The sequence below is a fragment of the Metapseudomonas otitidis genome (assembly GCF_900111835.1).
In the GTDB taxonomy this organism is placed as follows: domain Bacteria; phylum Pseudomonadota; class Gammaproteobacteria; order Pseudomonadales; family Pseudomonadaceae; genus Metapseudomonas; species Metapseudomonas otitidis.
Genome location: NZ_FOJP01000006.1, coordinates 19716 through 42530 on the forward strand (window position 1 = coordinate 19716; position 22815 = coordinate 42530).

26 protein-coding genes are annotated in these 22815 nt (G+C 65.6%); 15 read left to right on the forward strand and 11 right to left on the reverse strand.

From position 1 onward, the window contains the following. Nucleotides 1-117: 117 nt before the first annotated feature. From BM198_RS08700 to puuE, 4 genes are all read right to left on the reverse strand, one after another. Nucleotides 118-1389 (reverse strand): urate hydroxylase PuuD, encoded by a 1272-nt coding sequence (locus BM198_RS08700; protein ID WP_074969299.1) that lies wholly within the window; start codon nucleotides 1387-1389, stop codon nucleotides 118-120. Between the two features lie 51 nt (nucleotides 1390-1440). Next, nucleotides 1441-1944, reverse strand: coding sequence for an ureidoglycolate lyase (locus tag BM198_RS08705; RefSeq protein ID WP_044404313.1), 504 nt, complete (start codon nucleotides 1942-1944; stop codon nucleotides 1441-1443). Between the two features lie 375 nt (nucleotides 1945-2319). Next, nucleotides 2320-2835, reverse strand: coding sequence for a 2-oxo-4-hydroxy-4-carboxy-5-ureidoimidazoline decarboxylase (gene uraD / locus BM198_RS08710; protein ID WP_074969301.1), 516 nt, complete (start codon nucleotides 2833-2835; stop codon nucleotides 2320-2322). Further along, nucleotides 2835-3761 carry an allantoinase PuuE gene (gene puuE / locus BM198_RS08715; RefSeq protein ID WP_044404319.1) on the reverse strand — a complete coding sequence of 309 codons (927 nt, stop codon included), beginning with the start codon at nucleotides 3759-3761 and terminating at the stop codon, nucleotides 2835-2837. The genes uraD and puuE overlap by 1 nt, the downstream gene beginning before the upstream one ends. Before the next feature lie 398 nt (nucleotides 3762-4159). Here puuE and uraH point away from each other — a divergent pair, with 398 nt between their 5' ends. Continuing rightward, nucleotides 4160-4513, forward strand: coding sequence for a hydroxyisourate hydrolase (uraH, locus tag BM198_RS08720; protein WP_074969303.1), 354 nt, complete (start codon nucleotides 4160-4162; stop codon nucleotides 4511-4513). A gap of 140 nt (nucleotides 4514-4653) precedes the next feature. Here uraH and BM198_RS08725 read toward each other — a convergent pair whose 3' ends face one another. Next, complete coding sequence (locus tag BM198_RS08725; RefSeq protein WP_208610356.1) at nucleotides 4654-5361, reverse strand: LexA family transcriptional regulator; 708 nt, start codon at nucleotides 5359-5361, stop codon at nucleotides 4654-4656. A gap of 385 nt (nucleotides 5362-5746) precedes the next feature. On the opposite strand from BM198_RS08725, the gene BM198_RS30130 reads away from it, so the two are divergent. Then, complete coding sequence (locus BM198_RS30130; protein ID WP_044404328.1) at nucleotides 5747-6019, forward strand: hypothetical protein; 273 nt, start codon at nucleotides 5747-5749, stop codon at nucleotides 6017-6019. A gap of 51 nt (nucleotides 6020-6070) precedes the next feature. Here the strand turns inward: BM198_RS30130 and BM198_RS08735 are convergent, their stop codons facing one another. After that, nucleotides 6071-7420: an NCS2 family permease gene (locus tag BM198_RS08735; RefSeq protein ID WP_044404331.1), complete on the reverse strand. Its 1350-nt coding sequence runs from the start codon at nucleotides 7418-7420 to the stop codon at nucleotides 6071-6073. A 313-nt stretch (nucleotides 7421-7733) separates the two neighbouring features. Here BM198_RS08735 and BM198_RS08740 point away from each other — a divergent pair, with 313 nt between their 5' ends. The 3 genes from BM198_RS08740 (at nucleotide 7734) to BM198_RS08750 (ending at nucleotide 10707) form a co-directional block, all read left to right on the forward strand. Further along, nucleotides 7734-9026: a C4-dicarboxylate transporter DctA gene (locus BM198_RS08740; protein ID WP_044404334.1), complete on the forward strand. Its 1293-nt coding sequence runs from the start codon at nucleotides 7734-7736 to the stop codon at nucleotides 9024-9026. Between the two features lie 71 nt (nucleotides 9027-9097). Next, entirely contained in the window at nucleotides 9098-9802 is a 705-nt protein-coding gene (locus BM198_RS08745) for a FadR/GntR family transcriptional regulator (protein ID WP_044404337.1), read from the forward strand. 137 nt (nucleotides 9803-9939) lie between these two features. Beyond that, the gene (locus BM198_RS08750) at nucleotides 9940-10707 is read left to right on the forward strand and encodes a GntR family transcriptional regulator (protein WP_044404340.1); all 768 of its coding nucleotides are present in this window, start codon (nucleotides 9940-9942) and stop codon (nucleotides 10705-10707) included. Nucleotides 10708-10761: 54 nt separating this feature from the next. Here BM198_RS08750 and BM198_RS08755 read toward each other — a convergent pair whose 3' ends face one another. Then, a complete protein-coding gene (locus BM198_RS08755; RefSeq protein ID WP_044404343.1) occupies nucleotides 10762-10941 on the reverse strand; it encodes a PA1571 family protein in 180 nt (59 codons plus the stop codon). A 180-nt stretch (nucleotides 10942-11121) separates the two neighbouring features. On the opposite strand from BM198_RS08755, the gene BM198_RS08760 reads away from it, so the two are divergent. From BM198_RS08760 to BM198_RS08785, 6 genes are all read left to right on the forward strand, one after another. Further along, complete coding sequence (locus BM198_RS08760; RefSeq protein ID WP_074969307.1) at nucleotides 11122-12252, forward strand: ATP-NAD kinase family protein; 1131 nt, start codon at nucleotides 11122-11124, stop codon at nucleotides 12250-12252. Between the two features lie 328 nt (nucleotides 12253-12580). Beyond that, nucleotides 12581-13171 carry a DUF1287 domain-containing protein gene (locus tag BM198_RS08765; protein ID WP_074969309.1) on the forward strand — a complete coding sequence of 197 codons (591 nt, stop codon included), beginning with the start codon at nucleotides 12581-12583 and terminating at the stop codon, nucleotides 13169-13171. 39 nt (nucleotides 13172-13210) lie between these two features. Beyond that, nucleotides 13211-13654: a thiol-disulfide oxidoreductase DCC family protein gene (locus tag BM198_RS08770; RefSeq protein ID WP_172435114.1), complete on the forward strand. Its 444-nt coding sequence runs from the start codon at nucleotides 13211-13213 to the stop codon at nucleotides 13652-13654. After that, the gene (locus BM198_RS08775) at nucleotides 13641-14048 is read left to right on the forward strand and encodes a DoxX-like family protein (protein ID WP_074969311.1); all 408 of its coding nucleotides are present in this window, start codon (nucleotides 13641-13643) and stop codon (nucleotides 14046-14048) included. Before BM198_RS08770 ends, BM198_RS08775 begins: the two co-directional genes overlap by 14 nt. A gap of 12 nt (nucleotides 14049-14060) precedes the next feature. After that, nucleotides 14061-15848, forward strand: coding sequence for an ABC transporter transmembrane domain-containing protein (locus tag BM198_RS08780; RefSeq protein ID WP_167368457.1), 1788 nt, complete (start codon nucleotides 14061-14063; stop codon nucleotides 15846-15848). Nucleotides 15849-15858: 10 nt separating this feature from the next. Beyond that, nucleotides 15859-16965, forward strand: a complete 1107-nt coding sequence (locus BM198_RS08785; RefSeq protein WP_244165686.1) for a saccharopine dehydrogenase family protein — start codon at nucleotides 15859-15861, stop codon at nucleotides 16963-16965. A gap of 55 nt (nucleotides 16966-17020) precedes the next feature. Here the strand turns inward: BM198_RS08785 and ppnP are convergent, their stop codons facing one another. Both ppnP and BM198_RS08795 read right to left on the reverse strand, forming a co-directional pair. Continuing rightward, nucleotides 17021-17302: a pyrimidine/purine nucleoside phosphorylase gene (gene ppnP, locus BM198_RS08790; protein ID WP_044400175.1), complete on the reverse strand. Its 282-nt coding sequence runs from the start codon at nucleotides 17300-17302 to the stop codon at nucleotides 17021-17023. 67 nt (nucleotides 17303-17369) lie between these two features. Further along, complete coding sequence (locus tag BM198_RS08795) at nucleotides 17370-17930, reverse strand: 3'-5' exonuclease (protein WP_044400178.1); 561 nt, start codon at nucleotides 17928-17930, stop codon at nucleotides 17370-17372. Nucleotides 17931-18036: 106 nt separating this feature from the next. Here BM198_RS08795 and BM198_RS08800 point away from each other — a divergent pair, with 106 nt between their 5' ends. After that, nucleotides 18037-18918 (forward strand): NAD(P)-dependent oxidoreductase, encoded by an 882-nt coding sequence (locus BM198_RS08800; protein ID WP_279626025.1) that lies wholly within the window; start codon nucleotides 18037-18039, stop codon nucleotides 18916-18918. A gap of 4 nt (nucleotides 18919-18922) precedes the next feature. On the opposite strand, the gene BM198_RS08805 is transcribed toward BM198_RS08800, so the two are convergent. Next, nucleotides 18923-19264 carry a DMT family protein gene (locus tag BM198_RS08805; protein ID WP_044400183.1) on the reverse strand — a complete coding sequence of 114 codons (342 nt, stop codon included), beginning with the start codon at nucleotides 19262-19264 and terminating at the stop codon, nucleotides 18923-18925. Nucleotides 19265-19408: 144 nt separating this feature from the next. Here BM198_RS08805 and BM198_RS08810 point away from each other — a divergent pair, with 144 nt between their 5' ends. The 3 genes from BM198_RS08810 to BM198_RS08820 all read left to right on the forward strand — a co-directional run bounded on the left by BM198_RS08810 (nucleotide 19409) and on the right by BM198_RS08820 (nucleotide 21109). Continuing rightward, nucleotides 19409-20068 (forward strand): hypothetical protein, encoded by a 660-nt coding sequence (locus BM198_RS08810; RefSeq protein WP_167368458.1) that lies wholly within the window; start codon nucleotides 19409-19411, stop codon nucleotides 20066-20068. Nucleotides 20069-20175: 107 nt separating this feature from the next. Further along, a complete protein-coding gene (locus BM198_RS08815) occupies nucleotides 20176-20451 on the forward strand; it encodes a YkgJ family cysteine cluster protein (RefSeq protein ID WP_074969317.1) in 276 nt (91 codons plus the stop codon). A 49-nt stretch (nucleotides 20452-20500) separates the two neighbouring features. Then, nucleotides 20501-21109: an START domain-containing protein gene (locus BM198_RS08820; protein WP_044400184.1), complete on the forward strand. Its 609-nt coding sequence runs from the start codon at nucleotides 20501-20503 to the stop codon at nucleotides 21107-21109. 58 nt (nucleotides 21110-21167) lie between these two features. Here the strand turns inward: BM198_RS08820 and gltA are convergent, their stop codons facing one another. Continuing rightward, nucleotides 21168-22454, reverse strand: coding sequence for a citrate synthase (gene gltA, locus BM198_RS08825; protein WP_044400187.1), 1287 nt, complete (start codon nucleotides 22452-22454; stop codon nucleotides 21168-21170). Between the last annotated feature and the right edge of the window lie 361 nt (nucleotides 22455-22815).

Consider the following 22815-nt stretch of genomic DNA (forward strand, 5'->3'; position numbering starts at 1 on the left):
GGGATAAAGGCGGGGGAGGGAGACGAGCCCGCCCCGCCGCGACGCGATAAAAAAGCCTACCCGGAGGTAGGCGAATCGCGGGCCGCAGAGCTTGGGGGAATGCGGCCCGCCGTGGGATCACTCGGTGCGTGCCCCCTGGGCGATCCAGGAGCCGATCAGCTCCCGCTCCTCGGGGGTCATCTGGGTGATGTTGCCCAGGGGCATGATCTGGCTGGCCACGGCCTGGGCCTGGATCTTGGGCGCCAGGGCCTGGATCTGCTGGGGCGTGTCGAACATCACGCCAGCCGGTGCCGCCGTGAACAGCGGGCTGGTGGGCTTGGCGGAGTGGCAGACGGTGCAGCGTTCCTGGATCACGCTGTGCACCTTGTCGAACTGCGGCGAGCCGTTGCTGACGCTGGCTTGGGGCGCCTGGCCGGCGGGCTGTTCGGCAGCCTGCGCGGGTGCGCTGGCCGGAGCCTGGGGCGCGCTGACGACCGGGGCCGGGGTCGCTGCCTTGTAGTTCGGCGAGGTGACGAAGGCCAGGCAGATCATGCCGAGGGCGCCGGCCGGCAGGGTCCAGGCAAAGCGGTTGCTCTCGTGGCGGGTGTTGAAGTAGTGGCGCACGAGGACGGCGATCACCGCGATACCGGCCAGGATCAGCCAGTTGTACTGGCTGCCGTAGGTGCTCGGGAAATGGTTGCTGATCATGATGAACAGCACCGGCAGGGTGAAGTAGTTGTTGTGGCGCGAGCGCAGCAGGCCCTTGGCCGGCAGGGCCGGGTCCGGGGTGCGGTTCTCTTCGATCGCCTTAACCAGTGCACGCTGTGCCGGCATGATGATGCGGAACACGTTGCCGACCATGATGGTGCCGATCAGGGCGCCGACGTGGATGTAGGCGCCACGGCCGCTGAATACCTGGGTGAAGCCCCAGGCTGCGCCGATCACCAGCACGAAGAGGATCAGGCCGAGCAGGGCGGGTTGCTTGCCCAGGGGCGAGTCGCAGAGCAGGTCGTAGATGAACCAGCCGGCGACCAGCGAGCCGATGCCGATACCGATGGCCGCTGCGGGCGAGAGGTCGACGCCGGGTGCGATCAGGTAGAGCGTGGGGTTGAGGTAGAAGACCACCGTCAGCAGGGCGACGCCCGACATCCAGGTGAAGTAGGCCTCCCATTTGAACCAGTGCAGGTTGTCCGGCATTTTCGGCGGTGCCAACTTGTATTTCTCCAGGTGGTAGATCCCGCCGCCGTGGATGGCCCAAAGGTCACCCGAGAGCCCGTCGCGCGGGTTCTTCCGGTTCAGGTTGTTCTCCAGCCAGACGAAATAGAAGGATGCGCCGATCCAGGCGATGCCGGTGATCATGTGTACCCAGCGAATGCTCAGGTTCAGCCATTCGGTCAGATGTGCTTCCACAGTACGTACCTCTTCCCCGGGATCGACACGCCGAACACCGGGCTTCTCTTATTAGTGGTGGGGGTCGAGGACCAGGTGCTCGTCCTCGGTGAAGTAATGCTCGTCGCAGTTGTTGCCTGAACCACTGCGATCAACCACCAGGAAGTCATCCCGCTTTTCGATCGTCAGCACCGGGTGGTGCCAGACGCCGCGATGGTAATTAACGCCCTGCCTGCCATTGGTGAGGAAGGCACGGACCAAGCCCGGTACAGGTGCATCGCCAAGTGGCGCGACCACGACCAGAAAGGGGTTGCCGAGCAGCGGGATGAAAGCCTGGCTGCCCAGCGGATGGCGCTCCAGCATGCGGATTCTCAGGGGCATTTCCAGGGCCTGGGCGCTGAAGATGCTGATGATCGCCCGGTCCTCCGGCTGGGCGGTCTCGACCGTGGCCAGCTTGTGATAACGGCGGGTGGAGCCGTTGTTGATCATGAAGTAATCGCTGCCTTCGGTTTCGATCACGTCACCGAACGGGGCGAAGGCTTCCTTGGTCAGGGGCTCGATCTTGAGGATTCGCATGGCTGCTCTACTGATTCGTTTCAGGTGCCCGCGCCGGTAGGCGCGGGAGGAGTGGGGTGCCCGGGTGCAGGCGCCCCTTGCCCAGTGGCCGTGACAGCACCTGCGCGGAGCGCGTGGCTGCCCGGCGGTGGGCGTGCGAGGGGGAGGCAGGGCCTGGGGCGGAGTGGCGCCCAGGGTGTGGCAGGTGGCTCAGGGCCGGATGGTGCCCTGAGTCGCTGCGGCACCCGCCCCACGCTGCAACCGCGCAGGCCGCAGGGCTGCACGCCAGACCCGGGCGGGTCGGGGGGTGCAGTCGCGACGAGGCGGCGTGCTGGCTGGGGAGGGTGCGTGGATGCATTGTTGTTCTTCTGTGGTTACGCAAGGTCGGGTGGTCGGCTACATCACTTGCAGGCGGAACAGGGCGATCTTGTTGATTTCCGCCAGGGCCCGCTGGAACTCCGCCTCGGCGCTGTTGTGGATGCGCTCTTCGAAGGCCGCGAGGATCTGGTGCCGGTTGCTGCCCTTCACCGCCATGATGAACGGGAAGCCGAACTTGGCCTTGTAGGCATCGTTCAGTTCGGTGAAGCGGGCGAACTCGTCGGGCGTGCACTCATGGATGCCGGCCCCGGCCTGTTCGTTGGTGCTGGCTTCGGTCAGCTCGCCGCGCACGGCGGCCTTGCCGGCCAGGTCCGGGTGGGCATTGATCAAGGCCAGTTGCTGGTCATGGCTGGCGCTGAGGAGGATGTCGGCCATGCGCTGGTGCAGCGTTTCGATCTCGTCGAGGCTGGAATCCACGCCCAGGTCGTAGGCGCGTTCGGCCACCCAGGGTGAGTGTTCGTAGATGTCGGCGAAGGCGCTGACGAAGGCGTCCCGGGACAGGCCCGAGGGGGTGATGTGCTGGAAGCGGCTCATCAGGCGTTTCCTTTGAACGGGTGGTGGGTGTGCCAGTGGCGGGCGATGTCGACGCGGCGGGCGAACCAGACCTTGTCGTGCTGCTTCACGTAGTCGATGAAGCGTGCCAGCGAGGCCAGGCGTGCCGGGCGACCCAGCAGGCGGCAGTGCATGCCGATGGAGAGCATCTTCGGCGCGCCGGCGCTGCCTTCGGCATAGAGCACGTCGAAGGCGTCCTTGAGGTATTCGAAGAAGTCGTCGCCCTTGTTGAAGCCCTGCACCTGGGTGAAGCGCATGTCGTTGGTGTCCAGGGTGTAGGGGATGACCAGATGGGGCTTCTCCGGCGTGCTGGCCGGGTCCCAGTAGGGCAGGTCGTCGTCGTAGGTGTCCGAGTCGTAGAGGAAGCCGCCTTCTTCGCGCACCAGGCGGCGGGTGTTGGGACCGGTGCGGCCGGTGTACCAGCCCAGCGGACGCTGGCCGGTCAGCTCGGTAAGGATGCGGATGGCCTCCAGCAGGTGCTCGCGTTCCTGCTCCTCGCTCATGTACTGGTAGTCGATCCAGCGGTAACCGTGGCTGCAGATCTCGTGACCGGCCTCGACCATGGCGCGGATCACGTCCGGATGGCGCTGGGCGGCCATGGCCACGGCGAAGATGGTGAGCGGGATGCCCTGCTGTTCGAAGAGGCGCAGCAGGCGCCAGACACCTGCACGGCTGCCGTACTCGTAGAGGGATTCCATGCTCATGTTACGGGCGCCCTGCAGAGGCTGCGCGGCGACCATCTCCGAGAGGAAGGCTTCCGACTCCTTGTCCCCATGGAGGATGTTGCGCTCGCCGCCTTCCTCGTAGTTGAGGACGAAGGACAGGGCGATACGGGCCTCACCCGGCCAGTGCGGGTGGGGTGGGTTGGCGCCATAGCCGATCAGGTCGCGTGGGTAGTCGGAGCTCACTGCTGTGTTCCTTCTTCTGGTGCGTTCACAGGGGCAGGTGAACGTGATGCGTGATTGTATACAAACAAGCCTCGCACTTGTAAATCGATTATTTGCTCAGGGGCTGCCCGTGGTGCTTGCAAGAAATCTGCCCAGTCGGTCAGTTATTGATCGGCAAGCCCCTGTCAGGTGATGTTTGCAGCGTTCTGGCACGGTCGGCGAGTTGCGCATCGGCCGAGCGATCAGCTTGCACATTATTTTGTATACAGTTTTATTTTTGCTGAGGTATATTCGGACTCGTTTCGCGCCATGCGCTGCCCCGTGACGGGGCGTCCGGTGGCGCTCCGCATCATTGGAACGCATCAGAGGAGGCAAGGCCCTTGCAGGGCGCCGGACAGGCGTCGGGGGCTGGAGACGCAATGGGACGACTGACTACTCACGTACTGGATGCAGCCCACGGCTGCCCGGGCCATGACATCCGCATCGAGCTCTACCGTGTCGAAGACAGCGGGCTGGAGCTGATCACCCGCACCGCCACCAATGACGATGGACGTTGCGATGCGCCCCTGCTGCAGGGCGAGGACTATGCGACCGGGGTCTACCAGCTGCATTTCCATGCCGGCGACTACTACCGCAAGCGCGGCGTGCAACTGGCCGACCAGGCCTTTCTCGATGTGGTGGTGCTGCGCTTCGGTATCGATGCGAAGCAGGACCACTACCACGTCCCGCTGCTGATTTCCCCCTACAGCTACTCCACCTACCGGGGCAGCTAGAGAACCGACACCATCCTCGTGACTCTTCAACGAGTCCCTTTTCCCAGCCCGTTCACACTGCGGGCTTTTTTTTGCCTGGAATTTGGTGGGACGGGCCGCTCAGGCGCGAGCAGCCCGGATCGGCTGGCGGTTGCGGGGCGCTACCAGAGCACCGAGGACCAGAAGACCTGGCCGACGATCTCCAGCTCGGCCAGCGCCCGCTCTTCATCCGGGTACTCGTCCCGCTGGTAGCTGCGCAGGCGCACCTGGCCGGCGGGCAGGCGGTGGAGAATCTTCACCCGGAGCATGCCGGCATCGAGCAGGGCGTAGGTCTTGCCGTCGATGACTTCGCGGCGGCCACGGTCGATGCCGAGGATGGCGCCGTCCGGAAACAGGGGCGCCATGCTGTCGCCACAGACGATGACGCAGGCGGCGAGGGCCGGGTCGATCTGGCGCGCCTGAAGTGCATGTCGGCTGAAGCGGATACCCGAGTAGTCCAGCTCCTCCAGGGAGGTGCTGTTTTCCTCCAGAGATGTGGCTTCCTTCAGAAGTGGCAGCTCGATTTCGTACTCGTAGCGGGGTCCTTCGGATTCCCTGATGGTCATGGGGATGATTCCGTCCGGGATCTCGCGCGCCTCTTCATTGCCATCGGGGTCATGGGCCGATTGCACGAGCTGTCCCCCAATGCTGAGGGTCGGCATCTGCAGGCAGGCGAGTATCCGGTTGATTCTCGTCAGCCCGGGCTCGCGGCGACCGTTCAGCCAGTGCGCGACCGCGCCCTGGGTCACGCCGATCCGTTCGGCCAACTGCTCCTGGGTGACGCCCAGTTCTTTCATCCTGGCTTTGGCCAGCAGGTTCCATTTTTTCATGGAGGGCGACATTACGCGCCGTATTGCCATTCGCCAGTGACCTTGTGTATTACAGGGTTGTGTCATCGAATACGATACGTATTCTATCTTTGGGATGTTTCCGCAGGCGGGCGTTGTGATCCTCCTCCCGGTCAATCCGCCTTCTGGTGCTGGCGGTTGGGAGGAAGGGTGATGACGTCGGTTGCGGAGGTTTCGCCCTCCAACCGTCGCGTGGTTGCCCGCTCCTGGTATCCCGCGCGCTCCTGGGTTGGATGGGGTGCCAGGAAGGTGCCCTGTCCCACTCGGGCGGTCGCGTGGCCCCCGGCCAGGGCGGTGCAGCGACGGCTGGAGGGCTTTCTTACTGCGGGGACTGGCTGCCCCGGTGTTTCGCGAAAGGAGACGCGACGTGCAATTTGAGCTGACGGTTCTGTGCCTGGGCATCCACCGTGTCGAGGCGGGTGGACGCGTGTGGTGCTTCGCTTCCATCGCGCGCGAACCTGCGACCCGGGAGGAGCGCCGCTGCAACCGGGGCTACCTGGTGCAGCAGGTGACCGCCGAAGTACGGGTGTTCGAGGAGGTGGGGTGGTTGTCCGGCCCGACGCGGCTGAGCTTCAGGTGTTCGATCAGTGAGGAGCCGGGTGGCTCTTATCGGCCGCACCTGCTGGCGTTGTGTCACTGAGTGCCGAGGCGGAGGAGAGCCTCGCGGTCGGCGCGCGAGGCTCCGGGGCGGTCAGAGGAAGATGAACTTGGCGATGAAGATGGCGCAGAGCACGTAGAGGCTGAGGGACACCTCGCGGTAGCGGCCGGTGAAGGCCTTCATGGCGACGTAGCTGACGAAGCCCAGGGCGATGCCGTCGGCGACCGAGAAGGTCAGCGGCATCATGATCACGGTGACGATGGCGGGGATGGTCTCGGTGTGTTCGTCCCAGTCGATGTGGGCCATGCCGCCCATCATCAGCATGGCGACATAGATGAGGGCGCCAGCGGTGGCGTAGGCGGGGATCATCCCGGCCAGTGGGGCGAAGAACATCGCCGCGACGAACAGCACGCCCACGGTGACTGCGGTCAGGCCGGTCCTTCCGCCCGCAGCCACACCGGCTGCGCTTTCCACGTAGCTGGTCACCGGCGGTACGCCGAGCACGCCGCCGAACACGCTGGAGGCGCTGTCGGCCTTCATGGCCCTGGACAGGTTCTCGATGCGGCCGTCCTCCTTCACCAGGTTGGCGCGTTGGGCCACGCCCATCAGCGTCCCGGCGGTGTCGAACATGTGCACGAAGAGGAAGGCGAGGATGACGCTGACCATGGTCACGTTGAACGCGCCAGCAATGTCCATCGCCATGAAGGTGGGCGCCAGGCTCGGGGGCATGGAGAACACGCCGCCGAACTTGACGATGCCGAGGCCGACGCCGACCAGGGTGACGGTGAGGATGCTGATGAGGATGCCGCCGAATACGCGGCGGTATTCCAGCACCGCGATCATCAGGAAGCAGATGGCGGCGAGCAGTGGACCGGGGGAGGTCAGGTCGCCGATGTGCACCAGGGTCGAGGGGTGGGCGACGACGATGCCGGCCGTCTTCAGGCCGATCAGCCCGAGGAACAGGCCCACCCCGGCACCCATGGCGAAGCGCAGGCTGCTGGGGATGCTGTTGAGCAGCCATTCGCGGATGCGCGAGAAAGTCAGCACCATGAACAGCACGCCGGAGAGGAAGACCGCACCGAGGGCGATCTGCCAGCTGTAGCCCATGGTGTTGACCACGGTATAGGTGAAGAAGGCGTTGAGGCCCATCCCCGGTGCCAGGCCGACCGGCCAGTTGGCGTAGAGCCCCATGAGGAAGCAACCGAACGCGGCAGCCAGGCAGGTGGCGACGAAGGCGGCGCCGTGGTCGATGCCGGCGTCCGCCATGATGTTCGGGTTGACGAAGATGATGTAGGCCATGGTGATGAAGGTGGTGAGACCGGCGGCCAGTTCGGTCTTCACGGTGGTGCGGTGCTGGGTGAGCTTGAAGAGGCGGTCGAGCAGGCCCTGGGCAGGAGGGCTTTCGGCGTACAGGTTTTGTTCTTGTTGTCTGGTGCGTTCCACAGCAGGTACCTCTCATTCGTTGTTGTGAGCTTCTTCCCGGCTGGTTACCTGGGTCCCTTGCACTGAGGGAGAAGCCTTGAGGTGTTTGCCCGGCGGGCTGTCGCATTTTTCTGACTTTTGGGTCAGAAAGTATGCAGTCGGATTATGTGTTTGTGTACAAAAAAGTCAATTGGAGTTTGCGGGGCCTTGTGTACGGATTTTCACGGCCCTAGACTGCGACAGCTGGACTGACCGGTAAGACCACAACAACAAAGCCTCCGGTATCCGTGGCTCCCTGCTGCGCGCCGCGAAGGCAACCCAGGAGATCACTCCAATGCTCAAGTGGTGTTCGCGCTCGATTTTCCTTCAGGTCGTCATCGGCCTGGTCATCGGCATCCTCTGTGGCGTCGGCTTCCCCGAGTTCTCGGCGCAGCTCAAGCCCCTGGGGGATGGCTTCATCAAGCTGATCAAGATGCTCATCGCGCTGATCGTGTTCTGCGTGGTGGTCAGTGGCATCTCCGGTGCCGGCGACCTGAAGAAGGTGGGCCGCATCGGCTTCAAGTCGGTGGTGTACTTCGAGGTGCTGACGACCCTGGCGTTGCTGATTGGCCTGCTGGTGGCCTACGGCTCCGGGCTGGGGGAGGGTGCCAACATCAACCTCAGCGAGCTGCCGGCCGGCGATGCGGCGGCCTACACCTCGCGCACCGGCGACCTGCATGGGCCGGTGGCGTTCCTGATGGGGTTGATCCCCAACTCGGTACTGGGTGCCTTCGCCGATAACGACATCCTCCAGGTGCTGGTGTTCTCGGTGCTGTTCGGGTGCGCACTGAACATGGCCGGTGAGTCGGCGGCCGGCATTGCCCGGCTGATCGGTGAGCTGAGCCACGTGATCTTCCGGATCATGGGGATGATCGTGCGCCTGGCGCCGATCGGGGTGTTCGGTGCCATCGCCTTCACCACCAGCAAGTACGGCGTCGACTCCCTGCGCCACCTCGGCGGACTGGTGCTGGTGTTCTACCTGACCTGCACGGCCTTCGTGCTGCTGGTGCTGGGGACGGTGCTGCGGGTGTCGGGGCTGCGCCTGTTGCCGTTCCTCGGCTACCTGCGGGAGGAGTTGCTGATCGTGCTGGGTACCGCCTCGTCCGATGCGGTGCTGCCCCAGGTCATGCGCAAGCTGGAGCATCTGGGCATCCGCAGTTCCACCGTGGGGCTGGTGATCCCTACCGGCTACTCGTTCAACCTGGATGGTTTCTCCATCTACCTGACCCTGGCCATCGTCTTCATTGCCCATGCCACCGGCACGCCCCTGGCGATGAATGACCTGCTCACCATCCTGCTGGTCTCCCTGGTGACCTCCAAGGGCGCCCACGGCATCCCGGGATCGGCGCTGGTGATCCTCGCGGCAACCCTGGCGGCGGTGCCGGCGATCCCGGTGGTCGGGCTGGTGCTGGTGCTTTCGGTGGACTGGTTCATGGGCATCGGCCGGGCGCTGACCAACCTCATCGGCAACTGCGTGGCCACCGTCGCCATCGCCCGCTGGGAGCAGGACATCGACCTGCAGCGGGCCCGTGGCGTGCTGGCCGGCGAACAGGGGCTGGCCTTCAAGGCGCGGGCCTCTGCCGATTGAGTGCGGACCGACCGGGCAGGCATGATGCTGCCCGGCGTCGGGCCTGAATGGATCGAGGAGGAAGCGAATCCATGTCTACCACCCTGGTGGGGTCGGTTGTGCAGTCGTTGCGTGAAGCTATCGAGCAGGGCCGCTGGCCTGCCGGGGAGATGCTCCCGGGGCAGCGGGAGCTGGCCGACCAGCTCGGGGTCAGCCGGCCCTGCCTGCGGGAAGCCGTCACCGTGCTGGAGACCCTCGGCATGGTGCGCTCGCTGCCCGGCAAGGGGGTGCAGGTGCTGGCGCGGGAGGCCGTCGACGTGGCGGAGCCGCGCGTGGCGGCCGGGCATCGCATGGCCGATATCCTCGAGCTGCGCTATGCGCTGGAGCCCTTCATCGTGGGGTTGGTGGCGCAGTCCATCGCCAGTGCCGACCTCGATCGCCTGCGCCTGCGCCTGCTGGACCTGCGCGATGCTGCCGAGGACGGCGCGCTGGATGCCTTCGTCGAGGCCTACCTGGGGTTTCACCGCCTACTGGGCAGCCTCACCAGCAACCCCATCTTCCAGCACCTGGTCGGCCAGGCGGGTGACGCGCTGGCCCGCAGCGATGTGTTGCTGCGCCAGGGCGCCGACCAGCTTGAGGCCCGGGTGCGCGAGCACGAGGCGCTGGTCCAGGCCATTCGCCGCCGTGACAGCGTCCTGGCCGCTGACCTGATGCGCCAGCACCTGGCCAATGAGGCTCGCCGGCTCGACCTGCCGCTGCAGTTGCCGGAGTCGCCGATGAGTGCCTCCAAAGCGTGATGTTCTGTGAGCTACGAGCGGTTTGTGTACAATGCGCCACACTTTCATGCGGCTGATGGCTCGGGTGCTGGCGTAACGGCATCCCGCCGGCATAGTGTCAGCCCATTCCCGCTTTTGAACTTCACTGTGTGGTCCTCATGAACGACGTCGAGCAAAGTCTGAAGAAACCGCCGCGCGCCACCAAAGGCACGCGCAGTGGCACCCAGGACGAGGTGGTCTACGCGCACATCTTCGAAGCCATCCTCGAGCAGCGCCTGGCACCGGCCACCAAGCTCAGCGAGGAGGCCCTCGGCGAGATCTTCGGCGTGAGCCGCACCATCATTCGTCGCGCCCTGTCCCGCCTCGCCCACGAGGGCGTGGTGCTGCTGCGGCCGAACCGTGGGGCCGTGGTGGCCAGCCCGGGTGCCGAGGAAGCGCGGCAGATCTTTTACGCGCGCCGGATGATCGAGCGGGCCATTACCGAACTGGCCTGCAAGAACGCCACCCCCGAGCAGATCGCCGGGTTGCGCCAGATGGTGCTGGAGGAGCGCGCCTGCTTCGCCCGGGGCGATCGCGGGATGGGTATCCGCCTGTCCGGTGAGTTCCACCTCAAGCTGGCCGAGGCTGCTGGCAACTACACGCTGCTCGGCTTCCTGCGCAGCCTGATCTCGCAGACATCGCTGATCATCGCGCTCTACGAAAGCAGCAGTCGCACCCATTGTTCCGACGAGGAGCATGACCGGGTGATCGACGCGATAGAGGCGGGTGACGAGGACACCGCCGTGGAGCTGATGATGCGCCACATGGACAGCGTCGACGCCAAGCTGAATCTCGATGGCGAGACGGCTTCCGACGATCTGCACGCGGTGTTCTCGCACATCCTGCAGAACAAGAAGAAGGGCACCCGCGCGTCCCGCGGCGCCTGATTCACGTGGACATGAAAAAGCCCCGTTTCCGGGGCTTTTTCATGTCTGGCCATCCTAGCCCTGGCGAGCGGAGCCGGAGTGCGATTGCCGGTCCAGCTCACGGCAGGCGCGCTGGATCATGCCCTCGGTAATGGGGATCTCGCGTCCCTGGGCATCGATGATGGCGCCGCCCACCGGTTGCTCGGGTTTGAGCGGAACGACGCGACGGTTTTCGGTGCGGGTCTGCAGGCTCATGGGGAGGTCTCCTCATCAGGTGGTGTGCGCAGTCTAGGTCCCTCAGATGAAGGCAAGATGAAGGCGATAGCGCCGGGAAAACGTCACATCTTCGGGATCGGAAGCCCGAAGCAGGTGCCGTGCCAGCGCAGCCGCAGCGGTTGACCCGGGCGCGGCAGGAAACGTTCAGACGAGGTGTGCATGTCGATATTCCGAATGGGTCTGATCATCAATCCCCTGGCCGGCGTCGGTGGCCCTGCGGCATTGCGGGGCAGCGATGGTGTGGCCGGGCTCGCACTGGAGCGCGGCGCCGTGCCCCAGGCCCTGCAACGTACGCGCCTGGCCCTGGAGCCTCTGTTGGGGCTGGCGGAGCGCATCGAGTTCCTTTGCCTGCCTGGCGCCATGGGCGGTGAGTTACTGGCGCAGATGGGCTTTCGTCATCGCCTGCTGGGCACGCTGGACGGGCCGAGCGGTGCCGACGATACCCGCCGTGCGGTGCAGGCGACGCAGGAGGCGGGTGTCTCGCTGATCCTCTTCGCCGGTGGCGACGGTACGGCCCGGGATGTGGGGGACGTGGCGCGGGAAGGCCAGCCGGTGCTGGGCATCCCTGCCGGGGTGAAGATCCAGTCCGGCGTCTACGCCATCAGCCCCCACGCCGCTGGGGAGCTGGCCCGGCGCCTGGTGGAGGGCGGCCTGGTGCGCCTGGCCAGTGGCGAAGTGCGTGACCTGGACGAAGCGGCGCTGCGTGACGGGCGTGTGGCCTCGCGCTGGTACGGGGAGCTGACGGTACCGGTGGAGGGCCACTTCATGCAGCAGGTGAAGCAGGGTGGTGTGGAATCGGAGGAGCTGGTGCTGCTGGAGCTGGGCGACTGGCTGGCGGAGGAATGGCAGCCCGGCGTGCGCTACGTCTTCGGCCCGGGGTCGACCCTGCACGGGCTGGCCGCCAACCTGGGGCTGGATGGCACGCTGCTGGGCGTGGACGTGGTGGAGAACGGGCAGTTGATCGCCCGCGACGTGACGGAGGCCGAGTTGCTGGCGCTGGTATCGGACCACCCGGCGTTCATCCTGGTGACCGCCATTGGCGGCCAGGGCCACATCATCGGGCGCGGCAACCAGCAGATCAGCCCCCGCGTGCTGCGCGCCGTCGGGCTCGACCGCTTGAGGGTGGTGGCGACCAAGCGCAAGCTCGCGACCCTGGAGGGGCGGCCCTTGCTGGTGGACAGCGGTGATCCGGCGCTGGATGCCGCATTCCCGGATGCGATACGGGTCTGGTCGGGCTATCGCGAGGAGCTGCTGTATCCCGTAGGTTGGGCAGCGGAAGAGGGCGAGTAGGCCGATGGCTACAGCCTGATCGGCCAGGCCGACGGCCTTGAGTCGACTCCCCGCCCTGGCTTGGTGGCCGGGCGGTGGGTAGGGTGTGCAGGCCTGCTGTCCCGGCTCCCATGCCCGGCGCAATCTCCTCAGGGCTTATGGTTGGGGCGTCGAGCATGGGGACCGGGGCGGCAGGTTCCTTTTCCGGCTTCATCTCCCCTTTCGTTCTCCCTCTTCTCTCGCCTCCTTCCCACACTGTGCGCCAGCGCCATGACGTCCTGGATGTTTCCAGCTAGGGTGGCGCCTGGATTCGTGCCCGTTCGCCAGGGCGCCAGCAAGGGAGGCCGGCATGTGCAGCAAGGCATTCAGGTTCGTACTGGGCATTGGCCTGTGGTGGTTCTGCCTGGCCGGGTGGGCGGCCGTCGACGGCGGGCGCCTGGTGGAGGCGGCCCGTACCCAGGTGGGGGTGACCCTTGGCTATGACCCCGCCTACCGGCGCATTGCCTACCCCGGCGGGGATGTGCCACTTGCGACCGGTGTCTGCACCGACGTGGTCATCCGCGCGCTCCGCGCCCAGGGCCTGGACCTCCAGCAGCGCGTCCACGAGGACATGCGCCGGCACTTCTCTGCCTATCCCCGGCATTGGGGGCTGAAACGCCCCGACCCCGACATCGATCATCGCCGGGTGCCCAACCTGATGACTTGGTTCGACCGCCAGGGTCTGTCCCTCAAGGTCGGGCAGGCTGCTGCCGACTACCAACCCGGCGACATCGTCACCTGGGACCTGGGGCGTGGCCTGCAGCACATCGGCATCATTTCTGACCGGCGCAGCCGCGAGGGCACGCCGTTGGCGCTGCACAACATCGGCCAGGGGACGCGGGAGGAGGACATCCTGTTCCGCTGGCCGATCCTGGGTCATTACCGTTTCGCAGCGCACTGAAGCGCGCCTATCATCTCCCCACATTTTCCCCGGAGCTGGATCATGCCCAGTGAGACCCAACCGCCCTTCATCGGTCCGGACGACCGCGTGGTGCTGTTCGACGGCGTCTGCAAGCTCTGCAATGGCTGGGCACGCTTCCTGATCCGGCATGACCGTCGCGAGCGCCTCAAGCTGGCGTCGGTGCAGTCTCCCGAGGGGCAGGCGTTGCTCGCCTGGTACGGCCTGCCCACCGACCACTTCGAGACCCTGGCCTACATCGAGGGCCAGCGCCTGCATGTGCGCACCGATGCGGTGTTGCGGGTGCTCGGGCAATTGCCGGCGCCCTGGCACTGGCTGAGGCTCTTCCGCGTGGTGCCCGCGCCCGTGCGGGACTGGCTCTACGACCGCGTTGCCCTGAACCGCTACCGGCTCTTTGGTCGGCATCCGGTGTGCATGCTGCCCCATCCCGATCATGAGCGGCGCTTCCTGCATGGCGAGCGCTGATCCCAGGCTGTACGCCAGCCTGGCCCGCTGGGGGCTTGCGCTGTTGTTCCTCTACCACGGCATCGTGCCCAAGCTGCTCTGGCTGAGCCCGGGTGAACTGGAGATGATCCGCGCCCACGGTTTCGAGCAGGCGCGGCTCCTAGCGGCCCTGGCCGGTGTGGCCGAGGTGGTGCTGGCCCTGGCATTGCTGGTGGTGCGCAGGCGTCGCTGGCCGCTGGCCCTGAGTGCGCTGGCCTTGGTCGGCTTGCTGGTGGACGTGGCGGTGGTGGCGCCGGGCTTCCTGGTGCAGGCCTTCAACCCGGTGTCCACCAACCTGACGGCGTTGTTCCTCTGTGCCATCGGCTGGCTGGCGGAGCGCCCGGAAAACCCGCAGAGTGTCGCCTCTTCCCGTTGATCGAGTCCTAGCATGGGTCTGCTTTCCTCTCGCCGGCGCGGTGCCCTGCGCATGGCGGCGCAATTCGTCGCGCCCTACCGCGGCCGGGTGATCGGTGCCCTGCTGGCGCTGCTGTTCACCGCCGGCATCACCCTGTCCATGGGGCAGGGTATTCGCCTGTTGGTGGACCGTGGCCTGGCGACCCAGTCGCCAGAGGCGCTGAACCATTCGATCCTGTTCTTCTTCGCGCTGGTGGTGGCCCTGGCTGTGGGCACCTTCACCCGCTTCTACCTGGTGTCGTGGGTGGGCGAGCGCTTCGTGGCGGACATCCGCATGCGGGTGTTCAACCACCTCATCGAGCTGCACCCCGGCTTCTTCGAGAGCAACCGGGCCTCGGAAATCCAGTCACGGCTGACGGCCGACACGACCCTGCTGCAGTCGGTGATCGGCTCCTCGCTGTCCCTGGCGCTGCGCAACGGCATCATGCTGGTGGGCGGCATCGTGCTGCCCTTCATCACCAACCCCAAGCTGACCGGCATCGTGGTGGTGGCGTTGCCGCTGGTGGTAGCGCCGATCCTCCTGTTTGGTCGGCGGGTGCGCAGCCTGTCGCGGCAGAGCCAGGACCGCATCGCCGACGTGGGCAGCTACGTCGGCGAGACCCTGGGCCAGATCAAGACCGTGCAGGCCTACAACCACCAGGCCCAGGACCGGCTCCGCTTCGGCCACACCGTGGAAGGCGCCTTCGATACGGCACGCAAGCGCATCGCCCAGCGCGCCTGGCTGATCACCGTGGTGATCGTGCTGGTGTTGGGGGCGGTGGGGGTGATGCTCTGGGTGGGCGGGATGGACGTGATCGCCGGGCGTATCTCCGGCGGTGACCTGGCGGCGTTCGTCTTCTACAGCCTGATCGTCGGCTCGGCTTTCGGGGCCATCAGCGAGGTGATCGGCGAATTGCAGAGCGCAGCCGGTGCCGCCGAGCGCATCGCCGAACTCTTGGCGACGCACAGCCTGATCCAGGCCCCGCCCGCTGACCAGCTTCAGCACCTGCCGCCCCGGCCGGTCGGCGCGCTCCGCCTTGAGGCGGTGCGCTTCGCCTACCCCTCGCGCCCGGGTGTGCCTGCCATCGATGGCATCGACCTGGAGATTCGACCTGGCGAGACGCTGGCGTTGGTAGGGCCATCCGGTGCGGGCAAGTCGACTCTGTTCGACCTGCTGCTGCGCTTCTCCGATCCGGATTCCGGTGAGGTCCGGGTCGATGGGGTGCCGCTCCGGTCGCTGGACCCGGCCGACCTGCGCCGTTGCTTTGCCCTGGTGTCGCAGTCGCCGGCGCTGTTCTTCGGCAGCGTGGAGGAGAACATTCGTTATGGTTGCCCGGCTGCCACCGCCGAGCAGGTGGAGGCGGCGGCACGTGCCGCCCACGCCCACGAGTTCATTGCGCGCATGCCCGATGGCTATCGCACCCACCTCGGCGATGCCGGGGTCGGGCTGTCCGGCGGTCAGCGCCAGCGCCTGGCCATTGCCCGCGCGCTGCTGGTGGATGCGCCCATCCTGCTGCTGGACGAGGCGACCAGCGCGTTGGACGCCGAGAGCGAATACCAGATCCAGCAGGCGCTGCCGGCGTTGATGCAGGGGCGCACGACCCTGGTGATCGCTCACCGCCTGGCGACGGTGCAGCGGGCGGACCGCATCGCCGTGATCGACCAGGGCCGCCTGGTGGCGATCGGTACCCACGCCGAGCTGGTGCGCAGCAGCCCGCTGTATGCGCGCCTGGCCGAGCTGCAGTTTTCAACCCATGGGGACGCGGCGGGTGACCGCGCCTGAGGAGCTGTTGGTGTCAACGGAACTGAACGTGCTGGTGCTGGGTGGCTATGGCAATTTCGGCCGCCTGATCGTCCGGCGCCTGGCCAGTGTGCCCGGTGTGCGGGTGCTGGTGGCGGGGCGCAACCTGGAGAAGGCCCTGGCGCTGGCCGAGGCGCAAGGTGCCCGGGCGGTGCGGCTGGACATCGATGAGCCGGGGCTGGCGGAGGCGTTCTCGCGGCTCGACGTGCAGGTGGTGATCTCCACCGTGGGGCCGTTCCAGGGGCAGGACTACCGCGTCGCCGAGGCCGCCCTGGCGGCGGGCTCGCATTACATCGACCTGGCGGATGCGCGGGGCTTCGTGTGCGGCATCACCCGGCTGGACGAGGTGGCCCGCCAGCGCGGCGTATTGCTTTGCGCGGGGGCGAGCTCCGTGCCCGGCCTGAGTGCGGCGGTGGTGGATGAGCTGCTCCCCCGTTTCGGTCGCCTGGAGCGGATCGAGCACGGCATCAGCTCTTCGGAAAAGACGCCGGGCGTCTCCACCCTGGCGGCGGTACTCAACTATTGCGGGCGGCCGATTCGTTGCTGGCGGGATGGGCAGTGGCGCTCGGTATACGGTTGGCAGGACCTGCGGCTGCAGCGCTTCCGCGCGCCCATGGGGGCCCGCTGGATCGGCGCCTGCGATGTACCGGACCTGGAGCTTTTCCCCGCGCGTTACCCCGGGGTGCGGGAAGTGAGCTTCCGCGCCGGGGTCGGCCTGCGTCTGACCCAGTTCGGTACCTGGGCGCTGTCCTGGCTGGTGCGTGCCGGCCTGGTGCGTGACGCCGTTCGGCTTGCGCCGCTGCTGCGGCGCGGGGCGGTGATGCTGGAGCCGCTGGGGGACGGGCTGAGTGGCATGTTCGTGCAGCTGTCCGGCCAGGACCCGAGCGGGCTGCCGCTGACGCTCACCTGGGAGTTGCTCGCCCATGACAACGACGGCCCCAACATTCCCTGCATGGCGGCCGTGGCGCTGGTGCGCAAGTTGGCGAATGGCAGCCTTGTGGCGCGTGGGGCAATGCCCTGCATCGGCCTGTTCAGTACCCAGGAGTACCTGGCGGAGCTGGAGGGCATGCGGATCGAGACCCAGGTGCGCGAGGGGTGATCGCCAGGCATGAAAGAACCGGCCACCAGGGCCGGTTTTTTCAGGGGGCCGTCACTCAGCGGTATTCGCAGAGGTAGGCGGTGTCCTGGGCGACCTTGAGCTGGAACTTGCTGTTGGCCGGTACGGTGAACTGGGTGCCGGCGGCGAAGGTTTCCCATTGCTCGCTGCCCGGCAGCTTGACGGTCAGGGCGCCGGCGATGACGTGCATCACTTCCAGCTGGTTGGTGCCGAATTCGTAGTCACCAGCGGCCATGACGCCGATGGTGGCGGGGCCTTCGCTCATGCCGAAGGCGATGGATTTTACGGTGCCGTCGAAGTACTCGTTGACCTTGAACATGGGGCGGGCTCCTTGGAAAGGGGTCTAAAAAGGCTCGCCAGTATGCCGAAGGCGTCTGACAGCGTCACTAGTCCCTTTGGCCCGGCGCTGCGGGCAGGAGGAGGGGCAGCAGCCGGGCGGTATTGCGGGCGTCTTCCAGGGCGCGGTGCTGTTGCCCCTGGAAGCTGAGCCCAGCCAGTTGCAGGGCGGCATTGAGGCCGACCGGGCGCTTGAGCTGGCGGGCTTTCGCGAAGTGCTGCTTGAGGTTCAGGTGGGGGAGGCTGGCCAGCAGGCTGGTGAGCTGGTTCTGCCGCCACTCCTGCTCCAGCTGGCGGCGGTCGTAGTCGCCCCAGCTGCCCCAGCCCACCAGGCGGGGGCGATGGCTGTCGAGCCAGCGTTCGAAGCCCGTCCAGACGCTGGGCAGGGGCTGCGCGGCGTCGACATTGGCCTGGGTGATGTGGGTCAGTTCGCGGCAGAAGGTCGTCAGGCAGGGGCGGCGTTGCGGGCGCACGAAGCGCTGGAAGTGGTCCAGTTCTCGCCCTTCGGTGCTGACCAGGGTGGCGCCGATCTCGATGATTTCCATTTCTTCCATGGGCCAGCCGCCTTCGTCGGTGGTGGCTTCCAGGTCTATCACCAGCCAGTGCGGCATGGGGCTCTCCTTGGCGCCTGCAGGGTGTCTGCAATGGGCTGCGAGCGAGTATGGGGGCGCTTTCGCCGCACCGCAAACCGCGTGATAGGCTTCTTTGGACAGTCGAATGCGGAGGTGTGAGATGGCGAAGGTGAGCTTTATCGGGTTGGGCGTGATGGGGTTCCACATGGCCGGCCACCTGGCCTGCGAAGGGCACGAGGTGCGGGTCTACAACCGTACGCCGGAGAAGGCCCGGCTCTGGTGCGACGAGTTCGCCGGCGAGTGCTTCGCCACGCCACGCGAGGCGGCTGAGGGTTCCGAGTTCGTCATGACCTGTGTGGGCAATGACGATGACCTGCGTGCGGTACTGCTCGGCGATCAGGGTGCCTTTGCCGGCATGACGCCGGGCAGCCTGCTGGTCGATCACACCACGGCATCGGCATCCGTGGCCCGTGAGCTGGCGGTACTGGCGGCGGAGCGGGAGCTGGGCTTCCTCGATGCGCCGGTGTCCGGCGGCCAGTCCGGCGCCGAGAGCGGCATGCTGACCATCATGGTGGGTGGCGAGCGTGAGCTGTACGAGCGGGCGGCTCCGGTGATCGAGGCTTACGCGCGGATGAGCCGCCTGATGGGCCCCACCGGAAGTGGACAATTGACCAAGATGGTGAACCAGATCTGCGTGGGCGGTCTGCTGCAGGCGCTGTCCGAGGGGCTGCACTTCGCCCGCTGCGCCGGGCTGGATGCGGCGGCGGCGATGGAGGTGATCGGCAAGGGGGCGGCGCAGTCCTGGCAGCTCGACCACCGTCACCAGAGCATGCTGGAAGGCAAGTTCGACTTCGGCTTCGCGGTCGATCTGATGCGCAAGGACTACGCGATCGTCTTCGAGGAGGCGCAGCGCAACGGCATTGCGTTGCCGGTGACCGAGCTGGTGGATCGCTTCTATGCGGAAATCCAGCAGCAGGGCGGCGGTCGTTGGGATACCTCCAGCCTGATCACACGGTTAACCCGCTGACGCTTCAGGCGCGGAAGATGAAGTACACCGCGCCGAGCAGGCACAGCCCTGCCCAGAGGTAGTCCAGCTTCAGCGGCTGTTGCATGAAGTAGACGCTGAAGGGGACGAATACGGCGAGGGTGATGACCTCCTGCATGATCTTCAGCTGGGCGACCGACAGCGCGGTGTAGCCGATGCGGTTGGCAGGCACCTGCAGCAGGTATTCGAACAGGGCGATGCCCCAACTGATCAGTGCGGCAATGATCCACGGCTTGGTGTTCAGGGTCTTCAGGTGGCCGTACCAGGCGAAGGTCATGAAGACGTTGGAGAAGGTCAGGAGGATGGCAGTCTGCATCCAGATGGGCATGGCAGGGCTCCGGGCGTTGGGCGGGATGCCAGCCTAATGGGCGTGATGGTGGGATGAGAAGGGGGCGGGATGCGAGGGGGGTGGGGTTGGTCGGCAGCTGCGGCGCTGGCGCTTCTGGTGGCTGGTCTGGCGTGGTGGGGCTGGATGCTTCGCGCCCCTGTGTCCTCGGCGCCGAGCCTGGTGGTTCCACCGGCCTTTGCCCTGGCCAGGGAGTTCGGCTTCGGCGCCTATCGCCTGGCCTGGAGCGGGCGTGACCTGGACCTGCTCGATGGTGCGGGGCGTTCGTTGTGGCGCACGAAGGGGGGATTCCTCTCGGCCGGCAGGGCTGATCCTGTGGTGGGCTGCGAAGAACAGAGCCTGGAGGGGTTCCAGAGTGCCGGTCGTTGGCTGCAGGTCTTTGGTCACCTGCGCTGCACGGATGGCCGTATCAGCGCCTATCGCCTGGAGATGCAGGACGAGGGCGCGCGCGGCGTGCTTCTGTCCGTGACCCTGGGGGATCCGGCGCTCGACCGGGTTGTGCTGCGTTGGCAGCGCGAGCCCGACGAGCGATTCCAGGGCGTTGCCGATGCCGGAAATGGCAGTGCGGCCAGCGCGGGTGAGGGGAGGGGGCCGATACCCGAAGTGAAGGGGCGCTGGACGGTGGGGCCTTCCGAGTCGTTGCTGCTGCAATCGTCGAGCCGTACGTTCTACAGCGGACCGGGTGTGACGCGGGCATTCGATGCGGAATCCGCCGAAGTCGTTTCCCTTTCCGTGGAAGCGGGCAGCCTTGAGTTGCGGGTTGCCAGGCCTGCGCTATCGCCATGACCTTCCACTGGCTCCGATGCGCGGCGGGTGCGTTCAGGCCTCTCCACAGCGAGCTGCGCCGCGAGTAGAATCCGCGCTCCCATCAGCCCTGTCATTACTCAGCGATCATGATCTGCCGAGCAGGTTGCGGTGCCTGCTGCATAGCACCGTCCATTTCTTCCCCCATCCCCGGCATGCCCGATGGCAAGGCCGCGGGAGAGCGTTGTCTGCACCTGTCCCCCGAACATCTATGCCGTTTGTTTGGCAGGCCCGAGCGTCCGCAGGTCTGTTCGGCCTTCGATGCCGATCCTTTTGTCTGTGGCGAAACCCGTGAGGACGCTATACGTTTGCTGGGCTGGCTGGAACAAGAGACCGCTGTCGCGGTCAGTCACTCTGTCCGGTAGGCGTCCAAGAGGGACGAGGACTGGTCATCGAATAACAAGGAGAAGAAGGATGGTTTCGCTGCAACGTATCGCCGTGGCCTGCGGGCTGGGTGTCCTGCTGGCGTCGGCTGCCCACGCCGAGGACTGGAAGCTGGCCAAGGACGAGGATGGCATCAAGGTCTACCTCAGCGAGGTGTCCGGGTCCAAGTACAAGGCCTATCGCGGGGTCGTCACCATCAAGTCGGACGTCGCCACCCTGCGCAAGCTGCAGGAGGATGTGTCCGGCTCCTGCAAGTGGATCCACGAGTGCGAGCAGCAGAAGCTGCTGAAGCGAGAAGGTGCGGATAGCTGGACCTACACGCGCTTCAATACGCCCTGGCCGGTCACCCCTCGTGATTCGATCATTCATGCGGTGACCAGCGAAGGCGCTGATGGCAGCCTGACCCGTGTCCTCAAGGGCGAGCCGACCTACCTGCCGGAGGAGAAGGGCTACGTTCGCGTGGCGTCGGTTGAAGGGGAGTGGAAGTTCGTGCCGAAAGGGGCCGATGCGGTGGAGGTGACCTACCAGGTCCACACCGAGCCGGGTGGCAGCGTGCCGTCCTGGCTGGCCAACAGCTTCGTGGTCGATGCGCCGTTCAATACCCTGGACCACCTGCGCAAGCTGGCCGAGAAGAAATGATCTATCGCTGAAATGAAAAAAGGCTGCCAATTGGCAGCCTTTTTCGTGGAGTTCGCGCTTACTTGCGAGCGTTGAGCTCGACGTAGTCGCGCTGCTCCGGGCCGGTGTACAGCTGGCGCGGGCGGCCAATCTTGTACGGGCCGGAAAGCATTTCCTTCCAGTGGGAGATCCAGCCGACGGTGCGCGCCAGGGCGAAGATCACGGTGAACATGCTGGTGGGAATGCCGATGGCCTTCAGGATGATGCCGGAGTAGAAGTCCACGTTCGGGTAGAGGTTGCGCTCCTTGAAGTAAGGATCGTTGCGCGCGATCTCTTCCAGCTTCATGGCCAGTTCGAGTTGCGGGTCGTTGATGCCCAGTTCGGCCAGTACTTCATCGCAGGTCTGCTTCATGACCTTGGCGCGGGGGTCGAAGTTCTTGTAGACGCGGTGACCGAAGCCCATCAGCTTGAACGGATCGTTCTTGTCCTTGGCCTTGGCGACGTACTTCTCGATGTTGGAGACATCACCGATCTCGTCCAGCATGGTCAGTACTGCTTCGTTGGCGCCGCCGTGTGCCGGGCCCCAGAGGGCGGCGATGCCGGCAGCGATGCAGGCGAACGGGTTGGCGCCGGAGGAGCCGGCCAGGCGAACAGTGGAGGTGGAGGCGTTCTGCTCGTGGTCCGCATGCAGGATGAAGATGCGATCCATGGCCTTGGCCAGTACCGGGCTGATCGGTTTGATCTCGCACGGGGTGTTGAACATCATGTGCAGGAAGTTTTCCGCGTAGTTCAGGTCGTTACGCGGGTACATCATGGGCTGGCCCATGGAGTACTTGTAGACCATGGCGGCGATGGTCGGCATCTTGGCGACCAGGCGGATCGCGGAGATCTCGCGGTGGTGCGGGTCGTTGATGTCCAGGGAGTCGTGGTAGAAGGCGGAGAGGGCGCCGACTACGCCGCACATGATGGCCATCGGGTGGGCATCACGGCGGAAGCCGTTGAAGAAGCTCTTGAGCTGCTCGTGCACCATGGTGTGATTCTTCACGGTGCTGACGAACTTGGCCTTTTCCTCTGCGCTGGGGAGTTCACCGTTCAGCAGGAGGTAACAGGTCTCCAGGTAATCGGAGTTCTCGGCCAGTTGCTCGATGGGGTAGCCGCGGTGAAGCAGAATGCCCTTGTCGCCGTCGATGTAGGTGATCTTCGACTCGCAAGAGGCGGTAGACATAAAGCCAGGATCAAACGTGAAGCGCCCCGTGGAGGTCAGGCCCCGCACATCGATTACATCGGGACCTACGGTTCCGGACAGAACGGGCAGCTCGACGGGGGCTACGCCCTCGATGATCAACTGCGCTTTTTTGTCAGCCATAACGGCCTCCTATTTATGCTTGAAATCATCAGACAGCCCCCCACGCAGGGCCCGCACCACTATAGAGGTATAAATCCGAATGTCAATTTGGAGAAACCCATGTGGCAGGCGGGTTTGCGGGCATTTTTCAAGTAAAAAGGCGGCCTATTTACGCCTTTTATTTAGGGCGTGCAATCCGCTATTGGGTGGGGGGGATTGCGTTGTCATTAGTCAGCTAACTGTCTATACTCACGGCCCGACCTCAGGGGGCTTTGAAGGCCTGTAATCCGGAGGTTGGCACTCCCTTGGTGAGGGGTACCTGACCAGTGCACTTCCCGACAACTTGCCCTGATTGTTAGGGGCCTCAGTGTGAAAAAAAGCC